This is a genomic window from Hoeflea sp. BAL378, assembly GCF_000759435.1.
Taxonomy (GTDB): domain Bacteria; phylum Pseudomonadota; class Alphaproteobacteria; order Rhizobiales; family Rhizobiaceae; genus Hoeflea.
In genome coordinates this window covers 17226-40802 of sequence record NZ_JRJG01000003.1, presented here as the reverse complement: position 1 = coordinate 40802, position 23577 = coordinate 17226, and the positions used below count along the sequence as shown (strand labels likewise).

At 58.8% G+C, this 23577-nt stretch carries 29 protein-coding genes and 1 pseudogene; 5 read left to right on the top strand and 25 right to left on the bottom strand.

Going from position 1 to position 23577, the window contains the following annotated elements:
- Nucleotides 1-5: 5 nt before the first annotated feature.
- The 8 genes from LL06_RS27880 to LL06_RS01280 form a co-directional block, all read right to left on the bottom strand.
- Nucleotides 6-305: a hypothetical protein gene (locus LL06_RS27880; RefSeq protein ID WP_035521269.1), complete on the bottom strand. Its 300-nt coding sequence runs from the start codon at nt 303-305 to the stop codon at nt 6-8.
- Complete coding sequence (locus LL06_RS27875; RefSeq protein WP_152599447.1) at nt 298-729, bottom strand: hypothetical protein; 432 nt, start codon at nt 727-729, stop codon at nt 298-300. The genes LL06_RS27880 and LL06_RS27875 overlap by 8 nt, the downstream gene beginning before the upstream one ends.
- Nucleotides 730-742: 13 nt before the next feature.
- The gene (locus LL06_RS01305) at nt 743-1354 is read right to left on the bottom strand and encodes a TlpA disulfide reductase family protein (protein WP_152599446.1); all 612 of its coding nucleotides are present in this window, start codon (nt 1352-1354) and stop codon (nt 743-745) included.
- Nucleotides 1351-1947, bottom strand: a complete 597-nt coding sequence (locus tag LL06_RS01300; protein ID WP_162835367.1) for a DsbE family thiol:disulfide interchange protein — start codon at nt 1945-1947, stop codon at nt 1351-1353. The genes LL06_RS01305 and LL06_RS01300 overlap by 4 nt, the downstream gene beginning before the upstream one ends.
- A 2-nt stretch (nt 1948-1949) precedes the next feature.
- Nucleotides 1950-2426: a cytochrome c gene (locus tag LL06_RS01295; RefSeq protein WP_244446998.1), complete on the bottom strand. Its 477-nt coding sequence runs from the start codon at nt 2424-2426 to the stop codon at nt 1950-1952.
- A 141-nt stretch (nt 2427-2567) separates the two neighbouring features.
- Nucleotides 2568-3050 (bottom strand): DUF411 domain-containing protein, encoded by a 483-nt coding sequence (locus LL06_RS01290; RefSeq protein ID WP_152599445.1) that lies wholly within the window; start codon nt 3048-3050, stop codon nt 2568-2570.
- 11 nt (nt 3051-3061) lie between these two features.
- Nucleotides 3062-4000 carry a hypothetical protein gene (locus LL06_RS01285; protein ID WP_201772283.1) on the bottom strand — a complete coding sequence of 313 codons (939 nt, stop codon included), beginning with the start codon at nt 3998-4000 and terminating at the stop codon, nt 3062-3064.
- A gap of 133 nt (nt 4001-4133) precedes the next feature.
- Nucleotides 4134-4472 (bottom strand): hypothetical protein, encoded by a 339-nt coding sequence (locus LL06_RS01280; RefSeq protein WP_035521261.1) that lies wholly within the window; start codon nt 4470-4472, stop codon nt 4134-4136.
- A gap of 419 nt (nt 4473-4891) precedes the next feature.
- Between LL06_RS01280 and LL06_RS01275 the strand changes: the two genes are divergently transcribed.
- Nucleotides 4892-5482, top strand: a complete 591-nt coding sequence (locus LL06_RS01275; RefSeq protein WP_035521259.1) for a transglutaminase-like cysteine peptidase — start codon at nt 4892-4894, stop codon at nt 5480-5482.
- A gap of 253 nt (nt 5483-5735) precedes the next feature.
- On the opposite strand, the gene LL06_RS01270 is transcribed toward LL06_RS01275, so the two are convergent.
- The 5 genes and pseudogenes from LL06_RS01270 to LL06_RS01250 form a co-directional block, all read right to left on the bottom strand.
- Nucleotides 5736-5927 (bottom strand): hypothetical protein, encoded by a 192-nt coding sequence (locus LL06_RS01270; RefSeq protein ID WP_035521257.1) that lies wholly within the window; start codon nt 5925-5927, stop codon nt 5736-5738.
- Between the two features lie 487 nt (nt 5928-6414).
- Nucleotides 6415-6879, bottom strand: a complete 465-nt coding sequence (gene lspA, locus LL06_RS01265; protein ID WP_035521255.1) for a signal peptidase II — start codon at nt 6877-6879, stop codon at nt 6415-6417.
- Nucleotides 6880-6906: 27 nt separating this feature from the next.
- Nucleotides 6907-7622, bottom strand: a pseudogene (locus LL06_RS01260) (cytochrome c biogenesis CcdA family protein).
- Nucleotides 7622-8602, bottom strand: coding sequence for a sodium:calcium exchanger (locus LL06_RS01255; RefSeq protein ID WP_201772282.1), 981 nt, complete (start codon nt 8600-8602; stop codon nt 7622-7624). The pseudogene LL06_RS01260 and the gene LL06_RS01255 overlap by 1 nt, the downstream one beginning before the upstream one ends.
- 101 nt (nt 8603-8703) lie before the next feature.
- On the bottom strand, nt 8704-9597 hold the full coding sequence (locus LL06_RS01250; RefSeq protein ID WP_035521253.1) for a cation transporter: 894 nt from the start codon (nt 9595-9597) through the stop codon (nt 8704-8706).
- A 47-nt stretch (nt 9598-9644) separates the two neighbouring features.
- Between LL06_RS01250 and LL06_RS26680 the strand changes: the two genes are divergently transcribed.
- Nucleotides 9645-9998, top strand: coding sequence for a metalloregulator ArsR/SmtB family transcription factor (locus tag LL06_RS26680; protein WP_081963571.1), 354 nt, complete (start codon nt 9645-9647; stop codon nt 9996-9998).
- Between the two features lie 291 nt (nt 9999-10289).
- Nucleotides 10290-10493: a type II toxin-antitoxin system prevent-host-death family antitoxin gene (locus tag LL06_RS01240; protein WP_052161089.1), complete on the top strand. Its 204-nt coding sequence runs from the start codon at nt 10290-10292 to the stop codon at nt 10491-10493.
- A 178-nt stretch (nt 10494-10671) separates the two neighbouring features.
- On the opposite strand, the gene LL06_RS26225 is transcribed toward LL06_RS01240, so the two are convergent.
- The 7 genes from LL06_RS26225 to LL06_RS01205 form a co-directional block, all read right to left on the bottom strand.
- Entirely contained in the window at nt 10672-11736 is a 1065-nt protein-coding gene (locus LL06_RS26225; RefSeq protein WP_081963570.1) for a transglutaminase-like cysteine peptidase, read from the bottom strand.
- Between the two features lie 479 nt (nt 11737-12215).
- Nucleotides 12216-13181, bottom strand: a complete 966-nt coding sequence (locus LL06_RS01230; RefSeq protein WP_152599444.1) for an arsenic resistance protein — start codon at nt 13179-13181, stop codon at nt 12216-12218.
- A 449-nt stretch (nt 13182-13630) separates the two neighbouring features.
- The gene (locus LL06_RS01225) at nt 13631-14239 is read right to left on the bottom strand and encodes an SCO family protein (RefSeq protein ID WP_035521247.1); all 609 of its coding nucleotides are present in this window, start codon (nt 14237-14239) and stop codon (nt 13631-13633) included.
- The gene (locus LL06_RS01220; protein ID WP_035521245.1) at nt 14236-14709 is read right to left on the bottom strand and encodes a copper chaperone PCu(A)C; all 474 of its coding nucleotides are present in this window, start codon (nt 14707-14709) and stop codon (nt 14236-14238) included. Before LL06_RS01220 ends, LL06_RS01225 begins: the two co-directional genes overlap by 4 nt.
- A gap of 5 nt (nt 14710-14714) precedes the next feature.
- Complete coding sequence (locus tag LL06_RS01215) at nt 14715-15302, bottom strand: SCO family protein (RefSeq protein ID WP_052161087.1); 588 nt, start codon at nt 15300-15302, stop codon at nt 14715-14717.
- Nucleotides 15303-15520: 218 nt separating this feature from the next.
- The gene (locus LL06_RS01210) at nt 15521-16702 is read right to left on the bottom strand and encodes a metal transporter (protein WP_035521242.1); all 1182 of its coding nucleotides are present in this window, start codon (nt 16700-16702) and stop codon (nt 15521-15523) included.
- Nucleotides 16699-17751 (bottom strand): multicopper oxidase domain-containing protein, encoded by a 1053-nt coding sequence (locus LL06_RS01205; RefSeq protein ID WP_152599461.1) that lies wholly within the window; start codon nt 17749-17751, stop codon nt 16699-16701. The genes LL06_RS01210 and LL06_RS01205 overlap by 4 nt, the downstream gene beginning before the upstream one ends.
- 273 nt (nt 17752-18024) lie before the next feature.
- Here LL06_RS01205 and mntR point away from each other — a divergent pair, with 273 nt between their 5' ends.
- On the top strand, nt 18025-18483 hold the full coding sequence (mntR, locus tag LL06_RS01200) for a manganese-binding transcriptional regulator MntR (protein ID WP_035521241.1): 459 nt from the start codon (nt 18025-18027) through the stop codon (nt 18481-18483).
- A gap of 7 nt (nt 18484-18490) precedes the next feature.
- Here mntR and LL06_RS01195 read toward each other — a convergent pair whose 3' ends face one another.
- From LL06_RS01195 to LL06_RS01175, 5 genes are read right to left on the bottom strand one after another with little or no spacing between them, the layout of a single operon-like run.
- Complete coding sequence (locus tag LL06_RS01195) at nt 18491-19144, bottom strand: thioredoxin domain-containing protein (protein ID WP_035521239.1); 654 nt, start codon at nt 19142-19144, stop codon at nt 18491-18493.
- A complete protein-coding gene (locus LL06_RS01190; protein WP_244446997.1) occupies nt 19141-19578 on the bottom strand; it encodes a disulfide bond formation protein B in 438 nt (145 codons plus the stop codon). The genes LL06_RS01195 and LL06_RS01190 overlap by 4 nt, the downstream gene beginning before the upstream one ends.
- Nucleotides 19565-20035, bottom strand: coding sequence for a signal peptidase II (gene lspA / locus LL06_RS01185; protein WP_035521237.1), 471 nt, complete (start codon nt 20033-20035; stop codon nt 19565-19567). The genes LL06_RS01190 and lspA (LL06_RS01185) overlap by 14 nt, the downstream gene beginning before the upstream one ends.
- Nucleotides 20036-20046: 11 nt before the next feature.
- Entirely contained in the window at nt 20047-20670 is a 624-nt protein-coding gene (locus tag LL06_RS01180; protein WP_035521235.1) for a methyltransferase, read from the bottom strand.
- A gap of 4 nt (nt 20671-20674) precedes the next feature.
- The gene (locus LL06_RS01175; protein WP_345775664.1) at nt 20675-22969 is read right to left on the bottom strand and encodes a heavy metal translocating P-type ATPase; all 2295 of its coding nucleotides are present in this window, start codon (nt 22967-22969) and stop codon (nt 20675-20677) included.
- Nucleotides 22970-23012: 43 nt separating this feature from the next.
- Here LL06_RS01175 and LL06_RS26675 point away from each other — a divergent pair, with 43 nt between their 5' ends.
- Nucleotides 23013-23453 (top strand): helix-turn-helix domain-containing protein, encoded by a 441-nt coding sequence (locus LL06_RS26675; RefSeq protein WP_081963568.1) that lies wholly within the window; start codon nt 23013-23015, stop codon nt 23451-23453.
- The last annotated feature ends 124 nt before the right edge of the window (nt 23454-23577 follow it).

Below are 23577 nucleotides of genomic sequence, written 5' to 3'. Positions count from 1 at the left end.
GCCTCCTATTGGTCTGCCGACGTCTTCATGTTGTCTGTCATGCTGGCCATCAACTTGGTGCACTGCTCCATCATCGGCGCCATCTGGGCCATCATTTTCATCATGCCCATCATGCCGTCCATTCCGCCCATGCCGGACATTCCGTCCTGATTCATCATATCTTTGTTGTTCCCCATGCTGCCCTCTTCCATCATGGAGCCCTGGTTGCTTGGAGTTTTGTGCTCAGCGGCTTGAAGGGTCGGGACTGCGGCGATGTTGATCATCAGAACGGCAGCCATAGTGAGAGACTTGATAGGTTTAATCATCGGTCGTGTTCCTTTTCTGCTTGGTTAGGGATAGGGAATGCCGGGACGAAACCGCCACACTGACGGATTGTGCGTGTTGCACGGTTTCGTCCGACAAGAGGTCATTTTGGGCTCCGCCCGGTAATGAAGGTTCACCGTCTGCGGCAGCAGGGTTTCCGGCCTGGTTTGACTTGCAGGAACCGCCGGTAACCTTGTTCATGCAGAGTCCGAGCGCGCACATGGCGACACACGGCAGTGCTGTGAGGAGCAGCGGCGCTATGCCTGCCGCGGCTAGCCAACTCCAATTAAACGCGAGACCGCCAGCAATCAGGACCGCCGCAAGTATGAGGTATCCGCGACGGCCGCCGAGGTAGTAGCGAAGCGCGTAGAGAACATCGCGGCCAAACGAACCGTCCTCGGTGCTGTATTGTCGTGACTTATCCATGAAGGCTTCCTTTTCAGTTCGAGGTCTGATGTGTTTTGAGAAAATCGATCATCTCGGGCGCGTCCCATTCTGCCGGGCCGACCAGCCGTCCCAGTTCCTGCCCTTCAGCATCAATGAGGAGCGTCGTTGGCAGGCCGACGGCCGCAAGGTCGAACGAAGCCCGCATCGAGGCATCGATATAGAGACCGAGATTCCGGATACCGATCTCGGCATAGAATTTGCGGACCACCTCCGGCCCGGCCCGGTCGACAGAGAGAGGCACAACCTCGAAACCGGGGCCGCCGAGTTTTGCCTGAAGCGCGTCGAGCGTTGGCATTTCCTCGCGGCAGGGCACGCACCAGGTCGCCCAGATGTTGAGCAGAACGGTTGTGCCTTTGAATGAGACCAGCGTGAGAGCCTGACCTGCCCCGTCCTCGAACGTGACCACGGGAAGCGGCCGAGGCGTTTCGTGCATGACGAAGGACTGGGGCAATAGTGTTGCGCCTCGTTTGTCGCTAACGGGGTAGGCGCCTTTATCGCCGTCGATGTAAATCATTGCGGCGGTGACTGCGAGCGCGACCACCACGAGCCCCCCAGCCGCAAGTGCGATTAAAATTGTGCGTTTTGTATGCAATAGAGCCGTCATGAACCAGCGCCCCGCATCTTCTGGTCCGCGGTCCGCTGGCGCAATGATTCCACCAGCGGCAGGATGGTTTTCGCGAGCACCTCTTCGTTCACCGGTCCGATATGTTTGTAGGCGATGAGCCCGTCCGCATCGACCACAAAGGTTTCGGGTACGCCATAGACGCCCCAATCGATCGCCACGTGCCCACTGATGTCGGCTCCGGTGCGCGTGTATGGGTCCCCGAGGTTGTCCAGCCATTTCGCCGCATCGTCCGGCTGATCCTTGTAGTTGAGGCCGTGCAGCGGCACGGTGCCTTGCGCTGCAAGCTTCATGAACAGAGGGTGCTCTTCGCGGCAGGCAACGCACCAGGAAGCAAAGACATTGACCAGCGATACCTCTCCTTTGAGATCATCGCTCGACAGCCCGAGCGATCGCCCCTGAACCGGCGGCAGGTCAAATTCCGGCACCACCTTGCCGATGAGCGCGGATGGAAGACTGCCAGGGTCTTGGGTCAAGCCCCAGGCCAGAAAGATGGCAAGCACCGCAGCGACAGTAAGCGGCAGGAAGGCCAAGACGCTTCGTCCCGTTTTGGCGAACGACTGTTCACTGTCCATAGTCATAACCCACCACCGGCTTTGGCCGTCACTCGAGCCTGTGATTCCCGCTGGCGCTCGGGCCAGGTACTCTTGATGAATGCGAGTACCGCTGCGATCTCCTCGTTGCTCAGGATGTCCTCGAAGGCGGGCATGTCGCTCTCATAGCCCGCAACGACACCGCCGACGCCGAACTTGGTGATGTCGAACAGGTCCTGGTCCGAGTGATGCCAGGTGTGGCCGCTCTCGTCATGGGGCGGCGCCGGCATGCGGCCGTTCTCCAGCCTGCGCCTCCAGTTCGGCTGACCCTGGAGCTCGGCGCCATGGCAGGAGGCGCAGTTTTGCGCATAAACTTGCCTTCCGAGGGTGATCTGCTCGTCTGTCACAGGATAACCCAGCACGGTCAGGTCTTTGGCTTGCGTACCGGAACTTTGCGATTGCCCCTGCGCGGCGATAGCTGTCAGACCCGAAAAGGTGGCAGCGGAAAGGAGGAGCATCATCCGCCTCATTGCCGCCCCCGCAGAAACTTCACCAACGCGAAAATGCCGAGGACCAGAACAGCCAGGATCAGAAGGCTGAACAGACCACCTCCGAACATCATAAAGTCCATCATGGAGCCATCCATCATACAGTTCATGCCATCACTCATCGGAGTAAACGGCGACGCCGTCCTTGCCGAAGGCGTAGGTCTTCAGCGTGCCTGTCTTTGCCGGTGCCATGCCGGGAGCATTCCCCGGCATTCCGGGCAACGTGATGCCGGTGACATCTGGACGCTCGCTGACCAGCCGTTCGATAATCTCGACAGGCACGAGCCCGCTTACGACATAGCCGTCAATCTCGGCCAGGTGACACCCGATACCTCGCTCGGGAACGCCCATTTCAACCGAGCGCTTGTCGAAAGCGCGATCATCGACGCGCGTCACGGAAAAGCCGTTCATCTCCAGATAGTCGGCATAGGTATCGCAACATCCACAGCCGGGGTCGCGCCAGATTGTGATCGCCTTGGCACCAGCAACGCTGGCACTTGCGTCTTGGGGAGCTTGAGCCGAGGTCAACGCCGTAAACGCCACACTACCAATGACAGCCAGGGCGGTAACGGTTGCGGCAACAAAGATCTTTTTCATGTTGTTCTCCATTAATTGTTAGCGAGCGGGGTCCAGGACAGACCGCCGTCGCGAGTTTGGATGAGACCGTCCGCGGTAAGGGCAACGACTTGATCGGCATTGTTGGGATGGACGGCGACCGCATCAGTGCGGAAAGATGAGCGTTGCGCCCAGACGACCCCCGCGTCCGCAGAAGCCCACACACCGGAAGGTAGGGCGGCATAGAGCCTCATCGGAACCGACGCTGCGCTCACCAAAGCGTGGATAGGTTCTCCGGTGGGCAACGGTGCCTCCGGCGCAGGCGCAGCCCCGGATACCAAAGCGTCCATCGCATCGCCTGGCTGCACGTCCTGCCAACGGCAGAAACAATCGGGCACGCGGGTGAGACCCAATCCGGTTCCGGCGTATAACCAGATGCCGCCCATGCCCGAGGCCAGATCGACCGAGGCCAATGCAGTCAAGTCGCGTTCGGCATCTGCCAGCCAAGGCCGGTCCATCGCGAAGACCCAAGACCGGCCAGCATCTTCGCTTTTCCATAGACCGTCACCATGAACGGAAACATACAGGGTTTCGGGGTTTGAAGCAGCCGCTGCGACAGCAACTACTGGAGCCTCGGGTAAACCCTTGCTTCTCGCCTCCCAGCTCTGCCCGCCGTCTTCGGATAGCGCAACGCCCCCATTGGACAGCCCCGCTGCAATCCGACCGGCACGGCCGTCGTGCGTCGCAAGCGAAAGAATGCTGCCGTCTTTCGGACCGGGCAGCGGTGTGGACACTCCGCCGTCGTCGCGGCGGATGAACCCGGCACCTCCAACGATGAGCGCATTGCCATCGAAAGCGATTGCGGAAGGTGTTTTGCCCGGTACGGCGCGCGCTACTCGGTTTATCGAAACCAAGAGCACTGCACTGGCCCCGAAGGCCACAGCGGACGTGAGAAAGGCTCGACGCGTCGGCGTCGGCAAAAGCAATGTCATGATGTTCCAACTATCCTGAGGGGGTGCTCGATCCAGCAATGCGCGAACCCGCGATGCTGAGTAGGACCATGAACGATCAGATTGGTCGCGCATGAAGTCAGCCGCAGCTAGCCGGAACGGATTCCGGGCAGCGTCAGCTCAGGATGGAGGATCTCGGAGGGTAAGGGTTCGGCAGTCCGGTGCGTCCGGCCATGCTTCGATAAACCGCTTCTTCGGTGGTCGTCACCGCCTCAGGCAGGCCGGGCTCGCCCGATGGCAGGATGGCCGACAAGGGAGAAACGCAGATATAATCGCACGGCTGCATGTCGCCGGTGCCGTCAGGGCAATCTTTGCAGCTGCCCATATCGCCGTTCTCGACGGCGGTAAGGGCCATCGTCGTATTCATGCTGGCTGCATTCGCGGTATGCGCGACCGAACCCGCCGCGAACACGGCGAGCATGAGGATCGTTAGAATGCGGGCATACCTTTTCATCTCATATCGAATAGCTAAAACTTGGTGACCTGTCCATACACGTTTTGTCGCACCGCCTGTAAGGGTTCAGGAACGCATCAATTGTGGAACTGGTGTCCGATCCTATCCGATTTTCCAAGCGGATAGGCGTGTGATTTCGCACTGAGCTACCAAACAAAGCCATCACGATAGACTGCAGGCAAGATATCAAGTCGGCGATCAAGTCTCTCGGTTCACATCCTTTGGCGGAGATACCACGACAAACGACGCGGTGGTCTCATCTCGGTTGATCTAAAGTTCAGCTATCCAATTGTTTCTAATTCGTGTGTTGCTAATGCAGCATTTGAACTGCATTTGAGAGAAATCCAAGTCTTTGATTTTTCCCAGTTTTTATCTGTTTCTCGTAGTGTCTTTCCATCAACTTTGGGGAAAGGTTCAACATGGGAAAGTCAATTATTGCGGCGCTTGCGCTCGCCTTGTCCTGCGGCACCGCCGGCGCCAATGCACTCCATCTCAACCCGACGCAGCCCGCCAGCGCCGCAAACATGGAGACATTCGGCAGAACGACAATACCTATCGGCTATTATGACTATTGCCAGCGCTACGCCGATCGCTGTGACCGCCCGGCAGATGGCCAGATCGTCGAATTGACACGCGAACTCTGGAAGGACATCATCCAGACCAACCACGACGTGAATACAGCTGTTGCTCCTCTGCCCGACAGCGAGATTTTCGGGATTGAAGAGCGTTGGGAGTATCCCGACAATGTAGGCGATTGCGAGGACTACGCACTGGAAAAGCGCAAACGCCTAAATCAGCGTGGAGTTCCGCTGGGTGCGCTATCCATGACTGTTGCACGGGACGCAAACGGAGGCGGACATGCCGTCCTGACCGTTGTCACAGACCGCGGGGATTTCGTTCTGGACAACGTTGAACCTCGGGTTCTGCTCTGGAAAGAAGCAGAACTCTATTTCCTCAAGCGCCAATCGCAACATGACCCCAACACATGGGTCAGTCTCGTGTCTGGTTGAATTGTGCGCTGGGGGTTGATATCCAAACAGCTCCAGCGCCTACAACAATAGCTAGCAAAAAGCTCGCGAACCCTCCGTACAATGCTTCCATCATGTTATGGCCTCCGACAAGACAAAATAGGCCAAACAGGATTGCAAAGCCCGAATAGGCCGCCAAGGTCGTCGCGCTAAAAAGGCCGATACGTGCCAGCAGGTGCGAAAGTCCGGTGTGATCCATCCCCAAATTATGGATGCACCATCGGCACACAGCCAATCACTTGTCGGTGATTGGCTGTGAAGGCAACGGATCCATCTGGGTTTCCGACTGCAGGTGAGTGATGCTCACGCCAAACACGGTTACTGCGAAGCAGCACAGTGCCAATAACAGATAAATGTTCCGGCGCTTGCGCTGTCGCGCCAACGTGTACGATTCTTCGATCGAAAGTCGCAGAGAAGTGTCGGTCATTTTTTGTCCATTGCCTGATCTTGCCAATTTGTCGAGATCGATACACGAAGCTGCTCGTCGCTGGAAGGCACGCTGACCCGAAAGACGGCGGCGTGCTTCCAAAAGAAACTGGTTCCCAGCTCGGATGTACGACTCGCTATCGCAATCGGGTGGAAGACCGTCTTTGCCTCTGGATCTTGTCCGAGCAGGATGCCGAGTGGATGGAACTCGGTGCGGAGAAAGACGTCGTGAGCGAGCCGGGGTCACGGATTGGCATGTTTCCACTCTTGGCTGATCGCACGACGGCCTGGCCAATATTCTAGGCCCAGCGCGAAATCCCAAATGGGAGCAGAGCACGGAAATGCCCGATTCTACCCCATACTTCCGACATCGCTTCGATATAAACCGATACGTATCCTTGATAAGGGCCGAAGTGGCGTCCGGCGTTTCAGTGCAAGGCATCAGAGGCATTGAAGCGTCCTTCATCGGGCAGGCACTGGTTCAGGCGCTACGGGGCTTTCTTGTCATCTCCGGCTAGGACGCTCTCGATGAGCAAGAGCCCCACCCCGCATACGATCGCCACGTCGGCAAGATTGAAGGCTGGCCAATGATAACCGCCAATGTAAAAATCCAGAAAATCTGTCACGGCGCCCTGCCGCAGCCGGTCGAGCAGATTGCCCATCGCGCCCCCGACGATAAGCCCGAGGGCGGCGGCCGTGAGACGGTTGTCGGTTTGCTTGATCCAGACAAGGAGCCCCACAGCTATGGCGAGCGTGAACGTCATCAGGATCCAAACCGGAGCCTCGCCGAACAATCCGAAGCTTACGCCGGAGTTGTAGCCGAGCACGAGATTAAAGAAGTCGGTGACGGGGATGACCCGAGGTGGAATCATGACATAGTTCAGGACCAACCATTTCGTCGCCTGATCAAGGAAAAATCCGCCAAGGGCGATTGGAAGGCCGAGCCTGAGCATATCGCATAATCCCTTATAAACTCCGGCTCAGCCGATTCGGCCGAGGGCCGGGAACGTCCGGAGGAGCCAAATTGCAAAGCTGGAGAGATGGCCGGTGATCATGGCAATAGCCATGACCACCATGACCACCTTCACCCCGCCAGCGACGATTTTGAGCACCCGACCAGTTCGGCGCATTGACAACAGCCGTGTCATGCATCCGCGCATGAACAGAACGGCCAGGATAACAGTGCCGTCCCGCTGCAACCGTGGCGTTGGCGGCGGATGGGGCCAGGATCGAGCCCAGCACAGGTCCGATGCATGGGGTCCAGCCGAACGCGAAAGCGAGACCGAAATAGGCAGACCAAGCGCCCGCCGCTGTTCGGACTGGAATGGAACCGAACGTCACGATCGAGCCAAGGCATCGGTACAAGGCCGGTTGTGAACAAGCCGAAGATGACGACGATCACACCGCCGATCAGGTTTGCTTCGTAAAGATGCGTGCGCAGGAGTCCGCCCAACGCGGTCGCACTGGCCCCGAGCAAGACGAACACGGTCGAGAAGCCGACAACGAAGCAGAGGCTGAGGCCGCGGGGTCGGCTCCCCGCCTTCATCCCGGAATGGGTCGGAACCCCGTCAGCGCTGATCGTGCGCCCAGCGACATAGGATATATAGCCCGGTACTAGCGGCAGAACGCAGGGTGACAAAAGGGATATCACGCCTGCGGCGAAGGCTGTTGCTACTCCGATGCTGGAAATCTCCATCAGACCAGCTCCAGCACCCAGACGACAACGACGGCTACATAGGTAGCGTAGACGCCAACCAGGCTAAGAACCTGCCAGCGTCGGAAGCCTGATTCGGACCCGCCCCAGCGGACGAACGCCGCGTAGAGCGCAGGCATAAGCGCGACAAAGACGAAACTCACCCAGACCAGACGGAAGTTGCCGATCTGCGTCCCGACAAGCGCCAGGGGCAGAAATCCGACCGTCATGGTCATGGCGTGATCGCCGATGATGTTGGTGAGTGCCGGCGTGATCTGGCCGCTCCGCGACACCTTCCAGGACGCGAAGATCTCTGGCAGGGCGGCAACAGGCGCAGTAATGAACAGGCCGCCGATGATCGGCGAGATGCCGAACGCCTGCACTAGATTTTGCGTAGAGATGACGGTGAAATAGGCGCCGAGTGCGAGAACGCCAACGCCGGCGACCGCCATCCAGATCCCCCTGCGCGACCACTCGACCTGCTCGGGCTTCTCGCGGCCGCGAAAAAATGCCTGGGCGGCATAGGCGACATAGGCGGCCAACAGGACCCCGCCATCAATTGGCTGCAGCCCCTGCCAGGGCGCAGGAAGGATCAGGAGAGCGGCGAGCGCCAATATGCCGAGATATGGAAGGGCCTGCACGGTTGCTGCTTTCGGATCAACACGCAATAGATGCTCGCGCAGGTGCTGTTGATGTCCCGGATCATCGGGGATGTCGCGCCTGCGCGTTGCGAGATAGCCGACGGAGACGAGTGCGGGGATGCCGATGGCGGTCGAGCCGAGCATTGCCCCGAGGCCGATATCGGTGACGCCCCGCACGGCACTGGTAACGTTTACGCCGACTTCCGGACTTGCAGTGGCAATGCCGATCAGAGAGCCCCCAGCAGCGGCTGAGAGCCCACTGCTTGCGCAGCTTACGAAGGGGCTCCGCCAGATGATCGGAACCCCATTCCGCCGCGAAGACGGCCGCCAACAAAACGGCAACCCATATCCAAGTGCTCATGCTCCTCCGTGACAGGTTGTCCGGGTCGAGCTGATCGACAAGGCGCGGTTCGTGAAGGAGCGGTCGGGTTTGCGGCTCGATATCATGCCGGAGCGCTCCGCCGTGTCGACGAAGCTTCCCGCAAATCGCTGCGGGCGTCGCGGATGATTGACCAGGACGACTGCAGGAACAGGCCGGCGATCACGGCGGCGACGACGAGGTCCGGCCAAGCCGTTCCGGTCCAAGCCACCAGGCCGGCCGCCACGACGACGGCTGCGTTTCCGATCGCGTCGTTGCGCGAAAACAGCCAGACCGCCCGCACATTCGCGTCGCCGGTTCGGTGGGACAGCAATGGAAGAACCGCAACGACATTGACGACGAGCGCGACCAGTGCGAACAGGCCCATCAGTTCGGCCTCGGGCTGCTGCTGCACCAGCACCCGATAGGCCGTGTTTACAAGGACCCCAAGTCCGAGCGCCCCAAGGAAAAGGCCTTGGATTAAGGCGGAACGGGCGCGCCAGACAAGGCTCCACCCGATGGCGAGGATGCCCAGAAAAGTAATGAGGCCATCGCCCAAGAAATCGAGTGCGTCGGCCTTTAGCGCCTGCGACCCAGAAATGAAGCCACCGAACATCTCGATGATTCCGTAGCCGACATTGAGCAGGACCACCATCCACAGCGCCCGTTTGTAGGCCGGTGTAATATGCGATAGGTCCTTGGGCAGATCGTCAATGTCGCCCTCGGAGTTGGCTTGGGGCTCATCTAGACGGTCAAGCCGGTAACCGATACCGCTGACAGCGCGTTCGACCTCCGGGAGGCAGGACACGGAGTCGCTTACGTGCAACGTCATGATCTGCGTAGCAGTCGAAACCTTTACCTCGTCCACTCCAACCGAGCGCACTGCCTTCTCGATCTTGGCCGCGCAGGAGGGGCAATCCATGCCGGTGACGCGGTAGCGCGCGGTCTCCTCGTCGTTCGCTGATGCTGTTATTGTCATGGCTATCTTTCCTACTCAAGAGAGAATATATATCATCCATGACTGATATGTCTAGTAATTTCGAAGAGCTGGAGCGGATCAAAGACACAACCTTTGCTCTGCGTACGAAACTGTTCCGGGGATTGGCCGATGCCTCGCGTTTGTCAATTCTTGATGCCCTGCGCACGCGGCCGTTGTCCGTCGGCGAGATCGTCGCGATCACGGGTCTGTCGCAGTCAAATGCCTCGAACCATCTGCGATGTCTCAGCGAATGCGGCCTCGTCTACGGCGAACAACGCGGCCGTTTTGTCCATTATCGCCTGAGCGATCAACGTCTGAATGATCTGTTTTTGCTTAGCGACGCGCTGCTGGCGCAGACCGCGTGCGCCGTAGATACCTGCGGGAACTATGGCACCAGCTGATCGAAGCGGGCTATTGCTGGCGCAGGGCTCCATTTTCGCGGTCCTGTCGATTGCAGGTCGCGCATGAGCCTACCGCCCTCGGCAGGACACCGGCGCAAATCACCATTCCCGGCCATAGGAGTCCAGGGCCAGGCCGCGGACCTGATCCATTTCAAAGGGACGGTCGGGTCGTCACATTGCCCCCGCATCAAGCAGCTGCAGCGAAGACGCGGGGAAGCTCAAAACCCTTCCCACCACTTTAAGTTTGCAGAAAAAATATATATTCTGCTTAACTGTAGCTGAGGTGCAGCCATGAAAGAATTTGCCGTCGCTGACCTGACCCGCAAGACCGGCGATCTGTTTGAAGCCGCGACTATCTCGCCGGTCGCGATCACCAAGCACCGCAAGCCGCGCTACGTCATCATGTCGATGGAACGCTATGAGAGCCTGACCCACGGGCAGGAGATTAGGCGCGCGTTTCGTCTCAACAACGACGAGGCCGATAAGCTGAGCTAACCGATTTTTCCGCCACGCCCGCACACTGTTGCCGATGGAAAGGGTGATCTGCCCTGATCGGGCAGAGCATCCGATTGACCCAAAATCCGTCGACCGGATCGTTCAACCACCCCGTTTTCGCATGTCACTTCATCCGGAAATGCAAGTTCGATTGGAGAATTGTGCCAGGCTTATGCGCTCAGAAGCCTGCACCTGGCGCAATTGCTCCGAGCTCCTTGAGTGAGGCCGTAAGGTTGGACTTGCCACCCTTGTAGCCGAATACGTAGTTTGCGGTGCCAGAAATCGAAAACAGAGGCTCATAGCTTTCCTTCGCCGTGTCAGCTTCAACAGCATCGGTCACGTTGTCGAGGATCAGGCTACGATTCTCAAATGCAACAGACAGAACGGCGTGAAATAGATTACGGCTGGTATCCTTGAGCACGACTATTTCCATGGCGCTCATAGGAACATCGAGGCGGGCCAGCAAAGCCATTTTCAGGATGGCGTAGTCTTCGCAATCGCCACTGCTGCGATCCAGAATTTCACCGGGCGTCGACCAGTAGTCCACCCGTTCATGGTTCTGGTCGTCTGCCTTGTAGGCGACAATTCTGTTGACTGATGCTGAGACGTGGCGGAGTTGCTCGCTGACAGTTGATCCGCTCAACGCAAGTTGATCGGCAAGGTCTGCGCACTTTTCGGTGCAAATGTCGTCGGGTGTGCCGGAAGTGACAGCCTTCTTGATCAGGCCGGATATGCGGGCACCACTCTTGATCTTGCCGAAGCGGATCCTGTAGGCGCCGAACAAAGGCGCTTCCTGACGAATTGTCTGGCTGATCGACACCCTAGCGGGGGCCGACATCGCAGGAATCGAGGCGGTGATGATCTGGGCCTGTTCGATCGTCTTTTCATTGAGAGCCGGATTCTCCGCCAGGCCCTTATCGGCAAGTCTTGTGAGCACCGATGGTAGTGCGAGGTCGTTGGTGGAAGCAAAGTCAAAGACAGGATCGACATCAAGATCAAGGGGAGCGAGGCCGGCTTGGGTCAGGTCAAGGGTCGTGGTGAGGTATGCCGTGGTCAGCCACGCTGAACCCCAGGCGACATTCCGGTTCTGCACGAGGGGAGCAGCGGCACTGGAGCTCATAAGAACTTCAGGATTTGTTTCGAGTGTTTCGTAGGCATAAGCCTGTGCGAATGAAGCGCAGAGCAACACGAGTGCGGATGCAGATACACTGGAACATGTTTTCGATTTATATTGAATTTGCATCTGATTATTCTCCCCTTCGCTGAGGAGAGGATTACAATGAAGAGTATAATATCCCGCAAATGGGCATGTTTAACGAATTTATACTTATTTCTCTAAAAATTTATCCGATTTATTTGCGAGCCCCATCGTTCGTGCTTGGGCATTTCCGCCTCTGCGGATGATCCTGATGGATCACTGGTCCGCCGCGCGGATGCTGCTGAATTTAATCTCTCAACCCGCGATTCTTCATGCCGTCATGCCGTCAGGATCAGCTTGCAGGTATCGCATCCTGCCGTCCGCATGCTTTGTCCCCAAGGTATTTCGTCAATCTCATCGGAGATAGGTTCCTGAAGGCACGGCTGAGCAGTAAAAGCGCAGCCCTCGGGTAGAGTAACGAACGCAGAGATAAAAATGCTCCCCTCCGTCTCAAGTCAGCAGCATCAGCACCATACAGGAATTTTTGCCGTTGTTTCGTGTCACGGCCTCCGTCGATGGATCCGTCATGCAGCGGTTTTGGAACCAAACATTGGCGCCAGACGGACATACGCCAACTCGCTTATAAGTTCGATCAATGTCTGCGTGACAATGATCGCAGGAAGGAGTGGGACCGCGCCGGGAACAGCGAATGCCAGCGGAAGGACGACGAGAGAATTACGCGTTGCGGCACTGAACGCGAGGGCCCGCCCGGCTGGCGCATCAAGGCAAAACAGCCTGCTCATGCCCCATCCCGCCAAGGGTGCAATAACCGCATATGCCACGTAAATCGGGACGACCCGTAACGTGTCATCAAGTGCGGGGCCGAGTTGCGGCACCACAGCGGCCACGACAACGAATAATACAAACGCTGTCGCGGGAACTGGGAGCAGCCCAAGAACCGAGGCTACACGTGCCCCCGCGGCACTTTTGATGGCCCAAAACTGGACGAGAGCGGAGAAGACAAGCGGGACCGCAATCAACCAGGCGAATGCGTGAACAAATGGCCCCGCTGTCACAAGAGACCCAGCCTCAGGGCCAAGGAAAAAACCCAGGTAGACGGGAAGCATCATCATCTGGATGACCAGAAGCGCGGGCGTCGCAGCTAGCAGGAGACGGGCATCGGCACGACCGAGATGCGAGAAGGTTACGACATAGTCGATGCATGGCGCGAGAAGCACCAACAGCACGCCTAGCCTTATCATCGGATCGGGCGGCAGAAACTGAACAAGGGCTCCCACCAGAACAGGAACCACAACGAAATTGGTCAGCAGCAGGACGCCAAGAAAGCGAAAGCGCGAGAAGGCCACTCGCAACTCGGCTAGGGGGACCTGGAGGAACGTCACGAATAACATGAATGCCAGCGCGGGGTTGATGCCGATTTCCAGCGCCGTCATTCCGTTGAGAGTTACCGCCACAATCATGCCGAGGACGACAGCGCCAAAATAGATGGGGATCTGACGGTTCTCCAGGGTTTCACGCAGGAGGGTCAATCGAACTCTTTCGTTTGTCATTTTGGCTTCGGGGAAGGTCTATATGGAATTACGGGAATGGCTATCCCGGTGGCGCCATCTTTTTGTCAGACCCAAGAACGGGATGTGAGTGACGCAATCTATGCCATGCGCGCCTTGAAGTCAGCGCATCCAGCGTACAGGTGATTGGGGGCTTAGGTCTCCTCAGGGGTGGGGCATGCAACGCAGCCGCATTGATTGGTTGCAGATGTCGCGAAAGTGCTTCCACCCACAACAGTTTAGCGACGAGTGAGGAAGTATCCGATTTCCCAACGGCAGGCTGAACATCAGAGCTTGTGGGGTCCAACAGGATCGAAAGGCAACCTGTCGCCGCAAGCCGGGTCAACGTCGGAACTCTTCAAGAGCACCGCATGAAGTTCGTCGTGAAGGCGGCTTGTTTTGCGACCACAACACCAAGCCAACAGAGCCGGTCAGCTAGCCGCTTTCAACAACCTCTGGATCTTCGGCAGAGCCACACGCCGATCCTCGTGATAATCGATAATCCCGCCAAATCGCCCGTCCGCCCGAAACAGGAACACGCCGGCGGTATGGTCTATGGTATAGTCATCCTCCCTCGGCACTTTCTCGAATGTTGCGCGGAATACTTCCACGGCGCGCTTGATCTCGGCAAGTGACCCCGTCAGGCCGGTGATTCTTGGATCGAAGTTCGACAGGTAGTCGGCAAGAACCTGTGGCGTGTCGCGCTCCGGGTCGACACTAACCAGAAAGATATTCATCCGGTCTGCGTCAGGGCCGAGATCTTGCAGCCAGAGCGAAATATCGCTCAGCGTCGTCGGACAAACATCGGGGCACCAGGTAAAGCCGAAAAAGACCATTGTCGGGCGGCCAATCCACTCTGATGGCGTCACCGTCACGCCACGGTGGTTCGTCAGGGTGAAGGACATCTTGCCGATGGGCAATGGCAACAGAGCGGAGCCCGGTTGCAGGCTGTCCCGGTTCTGCCACCACCCCAGACCGAGCGTGAAGGCCAGTGCGCCAACGCCCGACGCCCCGATAACAAGTAGCGTACGGCGTCTCAATCTTTTTTGTCCACGCAGCCTGCATCTTTCGCACCCATTCCCCGGATCGCCACGGGAACGGTCACGTCGCCTGCATCGCGGAACGTCAGTGTAACCGGGAACGTCTCGCCTTCCTTCAGCACCTGTGTAAGACCCATCAGCATGCCGTGATAGCCGCCTGGCTCCAATTGCACGGTGGAATCTGCTGGCACGGGGATCGCCGGCGCGTGCGGCATCGAAGCCACGCCATCCTTCACCACCGTTTCGTGCAGCATGGGCTTTCCGGACACCGGCGTCGCGATGCCGGCAAGCGCATCGTCCGTCGCGCCGATGTTGCGGATGGTGACGTAGAAGGCGCCGGGCCGGGCCATTCCGATCGAAGCTCGCGACCAGGCTTCCGAGATTTCGAGCGAGCCAAGTTGAACGGTTTCACACGCCAGCACCGGGGTGGCGGATAGGCTGAGAAGGAGAGCGGTCAGAAGATATTTCATCGTATTCACAATCTTTGCTTGAGGTCGTTCAGGTTTTCACTTGCTGGCGTGCCATAGCTGAACTGACGCAGCCAGTCTCCGTCAGGTCCGATCAGGTAGAGTGATGCGCTGTGTGCCATAGTGTAACCGTCCGGCGCGCCGGAATTGTTCTCGCGCTCATAGAGAATCCGGAAACTGCCGGCTGCCGCGCGGGTCTGCGCCTCCTCGCCGGCCAGACCGAGGATTGAGGGGTGAAAAGCCGCAGTATATTCAGCAAGTTCCAGGCCGCGGTCTCGTGTCGGGTCGATGGAGATGAACAGCGGTTGCACAAGGTCAGCCTGACCGCCAAGACCATCCATCACCTGCGCAACCTCGATCAGCGTCCTGGGACAGACATCAGGGCAGTTGGTGAAGCCGAAAAATACCAGAAGATGCTTGCCCGAAAATTCTTCCGCGGTCCGAAGCCGCCCTTCAGCATCGGGCAGCGCGAAAGTTGGGCGGAAGGGAGTATCAGCCGGGGGTGCTGTCGCACGGTTTGCCATAAGCACGAGCCCGGCGAAGACCAACAAAGCCGCACCAGCCACCCCCCAGAGAATCTTCTGCACACCCGTCATTTGCACTGGTTCGTTTGCTTCCGTTCCCCTACCTTTAGAACCTCAAGCCCCTAGAGCTTCAAGTGCCATCACGCCACTGTGCGGTCGCCCGAAGTGGACACCAGCGAGTTTGCGTGGAGCGCATTGGTCAGGTCCCATGTCGCATGGCGCAACGCCACACGCTTCATGCCAGATCACCAAATCCCGGCGTACAAATGATTCCCGCCAGTACGAATACTCTAAACCTTGATCAGTGCCGCAGTGGCATACATGAACGCGATTCCGCCAAGAAAGCCTCCGATCACAGCAGGGGAAAACAGCACGGCCTGGCGGTCACGGTTCTGGCGCATCAGGTAGGAACCGACTTCGATCATCACCTGGAGGATCGCGCCGGCGCCAACGGCCAGCGCCAATGCCGACCATTGAGGTGCATAGGCGAGGCTGCCCGCCCACATCCCCAGCACGGCCGGACCGCCTGCCAGAAGCGTCAGGGCGGGGAAGGTCCACAGCGGAGGACGGAATCGCAGCATCGGTGCCGCGATGCCGATCCCTTCGGTCACATTGTGCAGGGCAAAGCCAAGGACCAAGAAGGTGCCAAGCCCCGCCGACCCGGCGGCAAAGGCGCCGCCGATCGCCAGCCCCTCGCCAAAATTGTGCAGTCCGATGCCAAGAGCGATGAAAAACGCCAAGGCAAGACCCTCGGGCTGGCCCCGCCAGCGTCCGATCGCCATTAACAGCAGAAAACTCGACAAACCCGCCAGCCAGACCATGGCAGACCCCTGGAATAATGCGGCGGCCCCGGCTGCCAACTCGAGCGCCTCGGCGGTCATGTCGACGAGCAGGAACGCCAGCAGACCCACGGTCAGCGCGAGCAGGAAATTCATCCCGGTCGACCCGACACCACGCATGGCCGGATAGAACATCAGACCAAGCGCAACCGGCAGAAGACCGACGATCGCCCCGATCAGCGCCTGTGTCCGCAACTGGGTGCCCGTGGCCTTTGGCGTCGGCACGGCCACCGCTATTTCGTGCTCAAATCCCGTTCCCGTGCTCGACAGCAGATTCACCAGGTGGGCCTCTCCAAGAACCCAAGGATAGGGAATCCGGACCCAGACGGCGTCGCCTCGCTCAATCGGTCCGGCCGGGTCCTGCGTGAAGGACCAGAACGCGTCGTCCACCGCCACTTGGGCAATCACCATGGGATCTGATCCTCCGGCGCGGACCCTCAGCCCGATTCCGGTCTCGTCAAGAATGGTCCGCTCCACAGTTGGCGCTTCGACCGGCGGAGCGCCGTTGTTGAAACCGCGTAGGGGATCGATTGAGGCAATCCAGACAAATGCGACGAGCATGGCCGCAAGCGGCACCAGAACTAGCATGAGCCGGGTCAGCGCGGATCGGCCCGTATGGGTTTGGTCGCTCATGCTGCAGGCTCCTGTACGTCGAACATGCCGATCCAGCCCAGTTCGGTGAACTCGGACTGATGTGCATGAAACATGTACATGCCGGGTTCGTGCTCGGCGAAACTGAACTCCAGGATTCCACGCTGCGCCTGGCACTGCATGATCACATCGACTGTGCGCTGGGCCGGCGTCAGGGTGGTTCCTGTGTCGTAATAGTCAAAGAAATTCGCGTGCAGATGGAAGGAGTTGATCGGGTCGAATTCCGTTACATTCAGGAGGTAGATTCGGATCGGGCGCGACTTGTCGATGCGGATCGGCGTGTTCATATAGGCTTGGCCCACGGTATTGCAGGCATAGACCTCGTTGCCGCCGTCAAAATTGGTGTCGAAGGCATTCATCACCATCGCCATCTCCTGCCATTCGGCATTCTCGGGGCTTCCGAGCAGGCGAGAGGCGGCCACTGCCGCATGCTCGGGGTGCAAGGCCGGGTCAGGATCGATGACGAACAGGCCATACATGCCTTTGTGCATGTGCCGCTTCAGTGGCAACGCGTGGCAATGATAGAGGTGACAACCGAATGGCTTGGCGTCGAACTCGTAGATGAATTCCTCGCCGGGCCCGATCAATCCGGCGCCGGGAACCCCGTCCATCCGCGCCGAATGGATGCCGTGAAAATGCATGGAATGGGGATGTGAGCCAAAGTTGCGGAAAATGATTCGCAACCGTTCGCCTTCTTTTGCCCTCAGGGCTGGACCCGGAACGCGGCCATTGAAGGTCCACGCGGGGAAGAAAATCCCGGGGGCGATTTCTATTTCCCTATCGATGGCGTCGACTTCGAAAGTGCGCAACGTCCGGCCATCGGGTAGAAATTCAGTCCGCCCCGTCTCCCAGTCTGTCAGCATTGCGGTCGGGTCGAAGCCGTTTTTGGCGTGATCAACCAAGCCAACCATCGTCATGTTGCCGTGGGCCATGCCCGGCATCGGCGCAGCATAGGGATCAGCTTGCATGGCCGACATGTCGTGCCCTTCCATTGGGTTGGGCACGGTCTGCGACTTTGCGCCACTTGCCATTATGGCGGCGCCGCTGGCAGTGGCAAAGCCACCGATAAGCAAAGCGCGACGAGACGGGTCAATCGGAAATGCGGTCTCCCCAGCTGAGGAGATCGGCCGCGACAGTTCCAACGCGGTCCCCTTGGCGCGCATATGGTCGGGTACATTGTTGGGCATGGGTCAAGGCTTTCCGGTGAGAGCGTCGCGCGTGAAGTCTCGGCGCACATAGTTAGTCTGTGCTAACTTTTCACACGGCGCATTTACTTGTCAAGCCACGCTGTGCAACATGCCGGAATGATGAAGCATGACCTATCACCAGCAGCTCCCAACGTGACCGATGAGCGCTCCGCAGATGCCAGGGCTGAGGTCTTTCAGGGCGTACGCGAGGCGCGGCGTAACGAGTTGGCCGAAGACTATGTCGAACTGATTGCGGACCTGATCCAGGAGCAAGGCGAGGCCCGACCGGTCGATATTGCCGCACGGTTGGGCGTGCGGGTGCCTACGGTGACAAAGACACTCGACCGGCTTGCCCGCGAGGGCCTGATCACCCGCGCCAAGTATCGCTCGGTTTTCCTGACCAGCGAAGGCAGCGCACTTGCCCTAGAATGCCGCCGTCGCCACGAGATCGTATTGCGGTTCCTGATCCGTCTCGGACTTGACCCCGAAACGGCGGAGCGTGATGCCGAGGGGATTGAACATCATGTCAGCGAGCAGACACTCGCCCTTTTCGAATCCTATGCCAATCGGCCTTGATGAACCCTCACGAATTCTCGACCGCGCTGCGGACTTCGGCTATGAGGCCGTCCAAACTGGGTTCCGACAGTTCGCGCCCGTTTAGAAAAAAGGTGGGAGTCTGACGGATACCCACCGCTTCGACATCTGCCTTATCCTGGTTCAGAATTGCTGTAATTCCGGGAAACAACCTGTCGCTCTTGGCCCGTTCCAGATCAAGACCGGCAGCCGCCGCGATCTGCCAGGCCAAGTCCATACGCGGTGCACCGTGCACAGCCCATGCTGGTTGCTGCTTCAGGATGGCATTGAGCACAGGTTCAAACTTGTCCTGCATTCGTGCGGTCTCCAGGATACGTACCGCCTCGTCCGATCCTTCATGGAACACAGTGTAGCGCATGACTACGCGCACCTGCTCCGGGAACTCTTCGCGTATTGCCTGAACTGCCGGATGAAAGGCCCTGCAGGCCTCGCAGGAGGGATCAAAAAATTCAACAAGGGTGACCGGAGCCTCATCGGGGCCGAAGCTTGGCGAATAATCTCGAATCAACTGCGCCTCATCAACTGCCGGGGTTACTGCCTCGGCCTCGGTCAATTGTTGGCGCCGGGTCAGGAAGAAGGCACCGCCTCCGAAAGCGGCTAGCCCGAGAGCCGAAGCTCCGATCAAGAGAGTGCGTCTGTTCATGCGCGTCTTCCTTTCGATAGAACAAGGCAACTGAGGATCGCTCCAAAGGCGATCAGGGATAGATAGGGAATGGGCAGGCCAAGGATAGTCTGGGCCTGATCGGTGCAGGACGGCCCGGCTTTTGCACAAGGCGTGACAGCCTCTTGGATCCAGCCGGAGTAAAGGCCGGAATGCCAACCCGCCAACATCAGGCCGGCCGCTGCCAACGGCAGGCCGTAGGGTCGGGCCATGCCGTCGGCGCGCCAGATCGAAAGGCCGACGATGGGCACCAGGGGAAACATGGCAATGCGTTGGTACCAGCAAAGAGTACAGGGCATCTGTTCGAGCACTTCCCCAATGAAGAGAGCGCCAAGTGTTGCGGCCAGAGCGATTACGAACGCCGCCAGCAAGGGCATATCCTCGCCGGACAATGATTGAGGGTCAGGATTGGTCAACGACGGTGTCCTTGGATCGGTGTGAAGCGAATGTGGCGAACACGATAAACAGAGCACCAAACGTAATCGCAATATCGGCTGTGTTAAAAGTTGGCCAGCGCCAGCCCTGAAAAGAGAGATCTATGAAATCAGTGACTGCGCCCTGTCGCAACCGATCAACCACATTGCCAAGCGCGCCACCCACTATCAGAGAAAATCCGATCTGTTCGACCGGGTGACGCGCCCGAAATGCCATGATGGCGAGGACCACGGTCAAGGTGCCGGTCAGCGCGGCCATGACCAGCGGTTTACCAGCCATGAGGTCAGAGAACAGACCAAAGCTCACCCCTTCATTAAAGCCGAGCGTCAGATCCAATCCGGGCAAAACTGCCACTGAATTACCCTGCAAGAGCAGCGACAAGGCCGCCGCCTTGGTCAGTTGATCAGCGGTTGTTGTGGCTCCGATCAATGCCCACATCCACCGAGCGTTCATGGCCTTATACCGCGACGCATGCTAACCCAACGCGGCACAGTTGCGGCATACTGCTCATAATCCCGCCCCAACGCTTGGCTAAGTATAGCCTCCTCGGAACGAACCTGTATCGAGGCTGACCAGAAAAAGATCAGCGGGGCAAGAATCGTCGGGATTGCTGGAACCGCTAGACTGATACCGGCCAGAAGCATGAATTGACCGACAAAGGTGGGATTGCGGCTGAACCGATAGAGTCCGTCCGAGACTAGGTTGCCGGTCGCTCCCTCGGTTACACCAACGCGCCACGAACTCCCCATCGACATTTGCGCCGCGAAGGCAAGCATCGCGCCGATCCCTGCTACGAACACGCCGATCAGACCAAGCGCTGCTGTAGAGCCTCGGCTCCAGAACGGATCCATCTCGCGCAAGACAGGCATCACCAACCAAAGTAGCGGCGCAACAGAAGCCAGAACAAAGGCCGCACGGAACCCCATTGCGGCCCATCGGTCACGTCCCCTGGCACGGCCAAACAGCCATACCGGCTTTCCCGCTGCCCGTGCTGCGATCGCGCTGCCCCAGAAGAAGAGGGAAAGGTAGCCAAAAAGAAGGACCAGCACGGACCAACCAAAGCTGGAAATCATGATATCAGGCCTCCTGCTCTGGATTGAAACGCAGCAGCCGCAACGCGTTCAGCGTGACGAGCACCGTCGCTCCGGTATCGGCCATAATCGCGATCCAGAGACCGGTCAGCCCCAAAACGGATGTCACGAGGAAGACCGCTTTCAGACCGAGCGCAATGGTAACGTTCTGGCGAATGTTGGCCATTGCGGCACGGGTAAGCCGGATGGTCGCCGGAATGTCGGTCACCCGGTCACGCAGGATGGCCGCATCGGCCGTTTCGAGCGCGACATCGGTCCCCGATCCCATGGCTACGCCAACGCTTGCCTGCTTGAGGGCTGGGGCGTCATTGATGCCGTCTCCGATCATCATCACGCCGCCATGTTCGCTCATGTCGCGAATGGCTTTAAGCTTGTCTTCGGGCATCATGTCGGCCTGATATTCCATGCCCAGGTTTTGCGCTATTGCCGCTGCCGTACGCGGATTGTCTCCGGTCAGGATGATGGGTGTAATACCGATGGCTTTCAGCTGGCGAACCGCTTCGGGCGCATCGGAGCGCGGTTCGTCACGCACAGCGATAATGCCGAGCGGGGTCTTCTCGCGGAAGACCACCACAGCGGTCTTGCCCTCTTCCTCAAACGTTGTGGTCTGGGCGAGGTCGGACTCGTCAATCCCGGCGTTCTCCCTGGCATATCCGGGGGAAGTCACCCAAGCGGAAGCGCCGCCTACCGTGGCGGTCACACCCTTGCCCATCAGCGCCTTTGCATCGCGTGCCGGTGGGATCACTATGCCTTCTTCCTCGGCCTTGCGCAAAATGGCGACAGCCAAGGGATGGCTGGAGCCGCCTTCTACGCCCGCCGCGACAGAGAGAAGCTCGGCCTCGGTTGTTTTTCCCAAGGTCACGACATCTGTCACCACCGGTCGCCCATGAGTCAACGTCCCGGTCTTGTCGAAGGCCACGCGGCTCACCTTGGCAGTCGCTTCAATCACGGCGCCGCCTTTCAAGAGAAGGCCCCGCCGCGCACCGGTGGAAAGTGCCGAAGCGATGGAGGCGGGAACCGAGATCACGAGGGCACAGGGGCAACCTATCAACAAGAGCGCCAGCCCGCGGTAAACCCAGGTACCCCAAGGCTGGCCAAAAGCCATTGGCGGCACGAGCACGACCAGCGCCGCGACAGTGACGATCGCGGGCATGTACCAGCGGCTGAAGCGGTCGATAAACCGCTCGGTCGGCGCGCGAGCCTCCTCGGCCTCTTCCACGAGGCGAATGATGCGTGAGATGGTATTGTCTTCGGCGGCTTTGGTTACGGTAATCCGCAGGGCGGCTTCGGTATTGATCGATCCTGCAAATACAGGATCGCCCGGACCTTTGTTCACCGGCACACTTTCACCAGTTACCGGACTGTCGTCCACCCCGGAGGTGCCTTCTGTGATCTCGCCGTCTGCCGGAATACGATCGCCGGGACGGACGAGCACGATCTGTCCTATAGCAAGACTTGCTGCCGGCACTTCGCGCGTGACGCCGTCCAGCTCCAGAAGCGCCGTTTTTGGGACGAGATTGGCAAGCGCCCGTATCCCGTCGCGCGCCTTGCCTGCCGCCACGCCTTCCAGGACTTCGCCCACTGCAAAGAGGAAAACAACCAGCGCCGCCTCTTCCGCCGCATTGATGAACAGTGCGCCGATAGCGGCAACCGTCATCAGGCTTTCGATGGTGAAAGGCTGCCCCATGCGCAACGCGGCAAACGCACGGCGGGCGACGGGAGCAACTCCGATCAGACACGCGGCGACAAAGGCCCAGTTGCCCACCTCCGGAACAATCAGTTCCACTCCCCAGGCCGCCATCAGAAGCAGTGCGGTAAAGATCACTAGCCTGCCCTTGGGCGTCTGGTACCACCGCTTGCCTCGATCTGCGGGATCGTCGTGTACGTGGCCGGGACCCCCATGACCAGAATGATCTTTTGCCTTGCCGCCGGCCTGGGAGTGGCCGGCGAGGCTTGCACCTGGATCGACAGCTTCGTCCGGCGCCGCCGTCGCCACGCGTGGCTCGATACCGTAACCGAGCGCCCGAACAGTTTTTTCAATCTTGTCCCGGCCGGTCTCACCTTCGTCCAGCGTCAGGCGCAGGCGTTCGGACATAATGCCGACCTCGACGCCGGTAACGCCCGGCAGGCGTGCCACGGCGTCCTTGACCTTCGTCGCACAAGACCCGCAGTCCATGCCAGATACAGTCCAGTCGCAACTGATTCCCTTTTTTGCTTCCGCTTCCGACATTTTTTTTCCTTCGCTCAACAGGAGTTTCTCGGGCTTGATATCTTCAGTCACCCCTTTTAATGTCTCTAGCTACTGTAGCTTCAAGAGAAAAGTTATGCTGACCATTGGAAAACTTGGGCAGGCGGCGGGGGTCAAGGTGCCGACCATCCGCTATTATGAGCAAATCGGCTTGTTGCCGGAGGCTGAGCGTAGCGCTGGAAACCAGAGACTATACAACCGTAAGGCGCTTGACCGTCTAACCTTCGTCCGACATGCGCGTGAACTTGGTTTTACGCTTGACGCAATCCGCGATCTGCTCAGCCTCTCTGACCATCCTGATCAGCCGTGCGCAGCAGCCGATGCGATTGCCAAAGCTCAATTGGCAGAAATAGAGAAACGCCTCGCACGTCTCGCCTCGCTGAAAGTTGAACTCAATCGCATGGTCGTGCAGTGCGCAGGTGGCAAGATCGCAGATTGCCGAGTTATTGAGGTGTTGAGCGATCATTCGCTTTGTGCGACCGATCACCGTCACTTGCAGGACGAAAAGGATCATTGATCCGTTTGGACTGTTTATCATCCATACGGCGGCACCGCTGGTTGAAATGGACGGCTTATTGCCTGCTGGGCTTCGATGGCGCTGGGGGGAGAGGGTCCTGTGGCCGCTGGCAGCGGCAGGACAA

Excerpts from the sequence above, each read along its gene's own strand:
- LL06_RS01300 (WP_162835367.1), bottom strand. The coding sequence starts at position 1,947 with ATGGACAGTGAACAGTCGTTCGCCAAAACGGGACGAAGCGTCTTGGCC.
- LL06_RS01195 (WP_035521239.1), bottom strand. The coding sequence starts at position 19,144 with ATGAACAGACGCACTCTCTTGATCGGAGCTTCGGCTCTCGGGCTAGCC.
- LL06_RS01290 (WP_152599445.1), bottom strand. The coding sequence starts at position 3,050 with ATGAAAAAGATCTTTGTTGCCGCAACCGTTACCGCCCTGGCTGTCATT.
- LL06_RS01280 (WP_035521261.1), bottom strand. The coding sequence starts at position 4,472 with ATGAAAAGGTATGCCCGCATTCTAACGATCCTCATGCTCGCCGTGTTC.
- LL06_RS27880 (WP_035521269.1), bottom strand. The coding sequence starts at position 305 with ATGATTAAACCTATCAAGTCTCTCACTATGGCTGCCGTTCTGATGATC.
- LL06_RS01295 (WP_244446998.1), bottom strand. The coding sequence starts at position 2,426 with ATGATGCTCCTCCTTTCCGCTGCCACCTTTTCGGGTCTGACAGCTATC.
- lspA (WP_035521255.1), bottom strand. The coding sequence starts at position 6,879 with ATGCTCAGGCTCGGCCTTCCAATCGCCCTTGGCGGATTTTTCCTTGAT.
- LL06_RS01270 (WP_035521257.1), bottom strand. The coding sequence starts at position 5,927 with ATGACCGACACTTCTCTGCGACTTTCGATCGAAGAATCGTACACGTTG.
- LL06_RS01180 (WP_035521235.1), bottom strand. The coding sequence starts at position 20,670 with ATGATTTCCAGCTTTGGTTGGTCCGTGCTGGTCCTTCTTTTTGGCTAC.
- LL06_RS01275 (WP_035521259.1), top strand. The coding sequence starts at position 4,892 with ATGGGAAAGTCAATTATTGCGGCGCTTGCGCTCGCCTTGTCCTGCGGC.
- LL06_RS01220 (WP_035521245.1), bottom strand. The coding sequence starts at position 14,709 with ATGAAATATCTTCTGACCGCTCTCCTTCTCAGCCTATCCGCCACCCCG.
- mntR (WP_035521241.1), top strand. The coding sequence starts at position 18,025 with ATGATGAAGCATGACCTATCACCAGCAGCTCCCAACGTGACCGATGAG.
- LL06_RS26225 (WP_081963570.1), bottom strand. The coding sequence starts at position 11,736 with ATGCAAATTCAATATAAATCGAAAACATGTTCCAGTGTATCTGCATCC.
- LL06_RS26675 (WP_081963568.1), top strand. The coding sequence starts at position 23,013 with ATGCTGACCATTGGAAAACTTGGGCAGGCGGCGGGGGTCAAGGTGCCG.
- LL06_RS26680 (WP_081963571.1), top strand. The coding sequence starts at position 9,645 with ATGTCTAGTAATTTCGAAGAGCTGGAGCGGATCAAAGACACAACCTTT.
- LL06_RS01210 (WP_035521242.1), bottom strand. The coding sequence starts at position 16,702 with ATGAGCGACCAAACCCATACGGGCCGATCCGCGCTGACCCGGCTCATG.
- lspA (WP_035521237.1), bottom strand. The coding sequence starts at position 20,035 with ATGTGGGCATTGATCGGAGCCACAACAACCGCTGATCAACTGACCAAG.
- LL06_RS01205 (WP_152599461.1), bottom strand. The coding sequence starts at position 17,751 with ATGGCAAGTGGCGCAAAGTCGCAGACCGTGCCCAACCCAATGGAAGGG.
- LL06_RS01250 (WP_035521253.1), bottom strand. The coding sequence starts at position 9,597 with ATGACAATAACAGCATCAGCGAACGACGAGGAGACCGCGCGCTACCGC.
- LL06_RS01305 (WP_152599446.1), bottom strand. The coding sequence starts at position 1,354 with ATGACGGCTCTATTGCATACAAAACGCACAATTTTAATCGCACTTGCG.
- LL06_RS27875 (WP_152599447.1), bottom strand. The coding sequence starts at position 729 with ATGGATAAGTCACGACAATACAGCACCGAGGACGGTTCGTTTGGCCGC.
- LL06_RS01215 (WP_052161087.1), bottom strand. The coding sequence starts at position 15,302 with ATGACGGGTGTGCAGAAGATTCTCTGGGGGGTGGCTGGTGCGGCTTTG.
- LL06_RS01240 (WP_052161089.1), top strand. The coding sequence starts at position 10,290 with ATGAAAGAATTTGCCGTCGCTGACCTGACCCGCAAGACCGGCGATCTG.
- LL06_RS01285 (WP_201772283.1), bottom strand. The coding sequence starts at position 4,000 with ATGACATTGCTTTTGCCGACGCCGACGCGTCGAGCCTTTCTCACGTCC.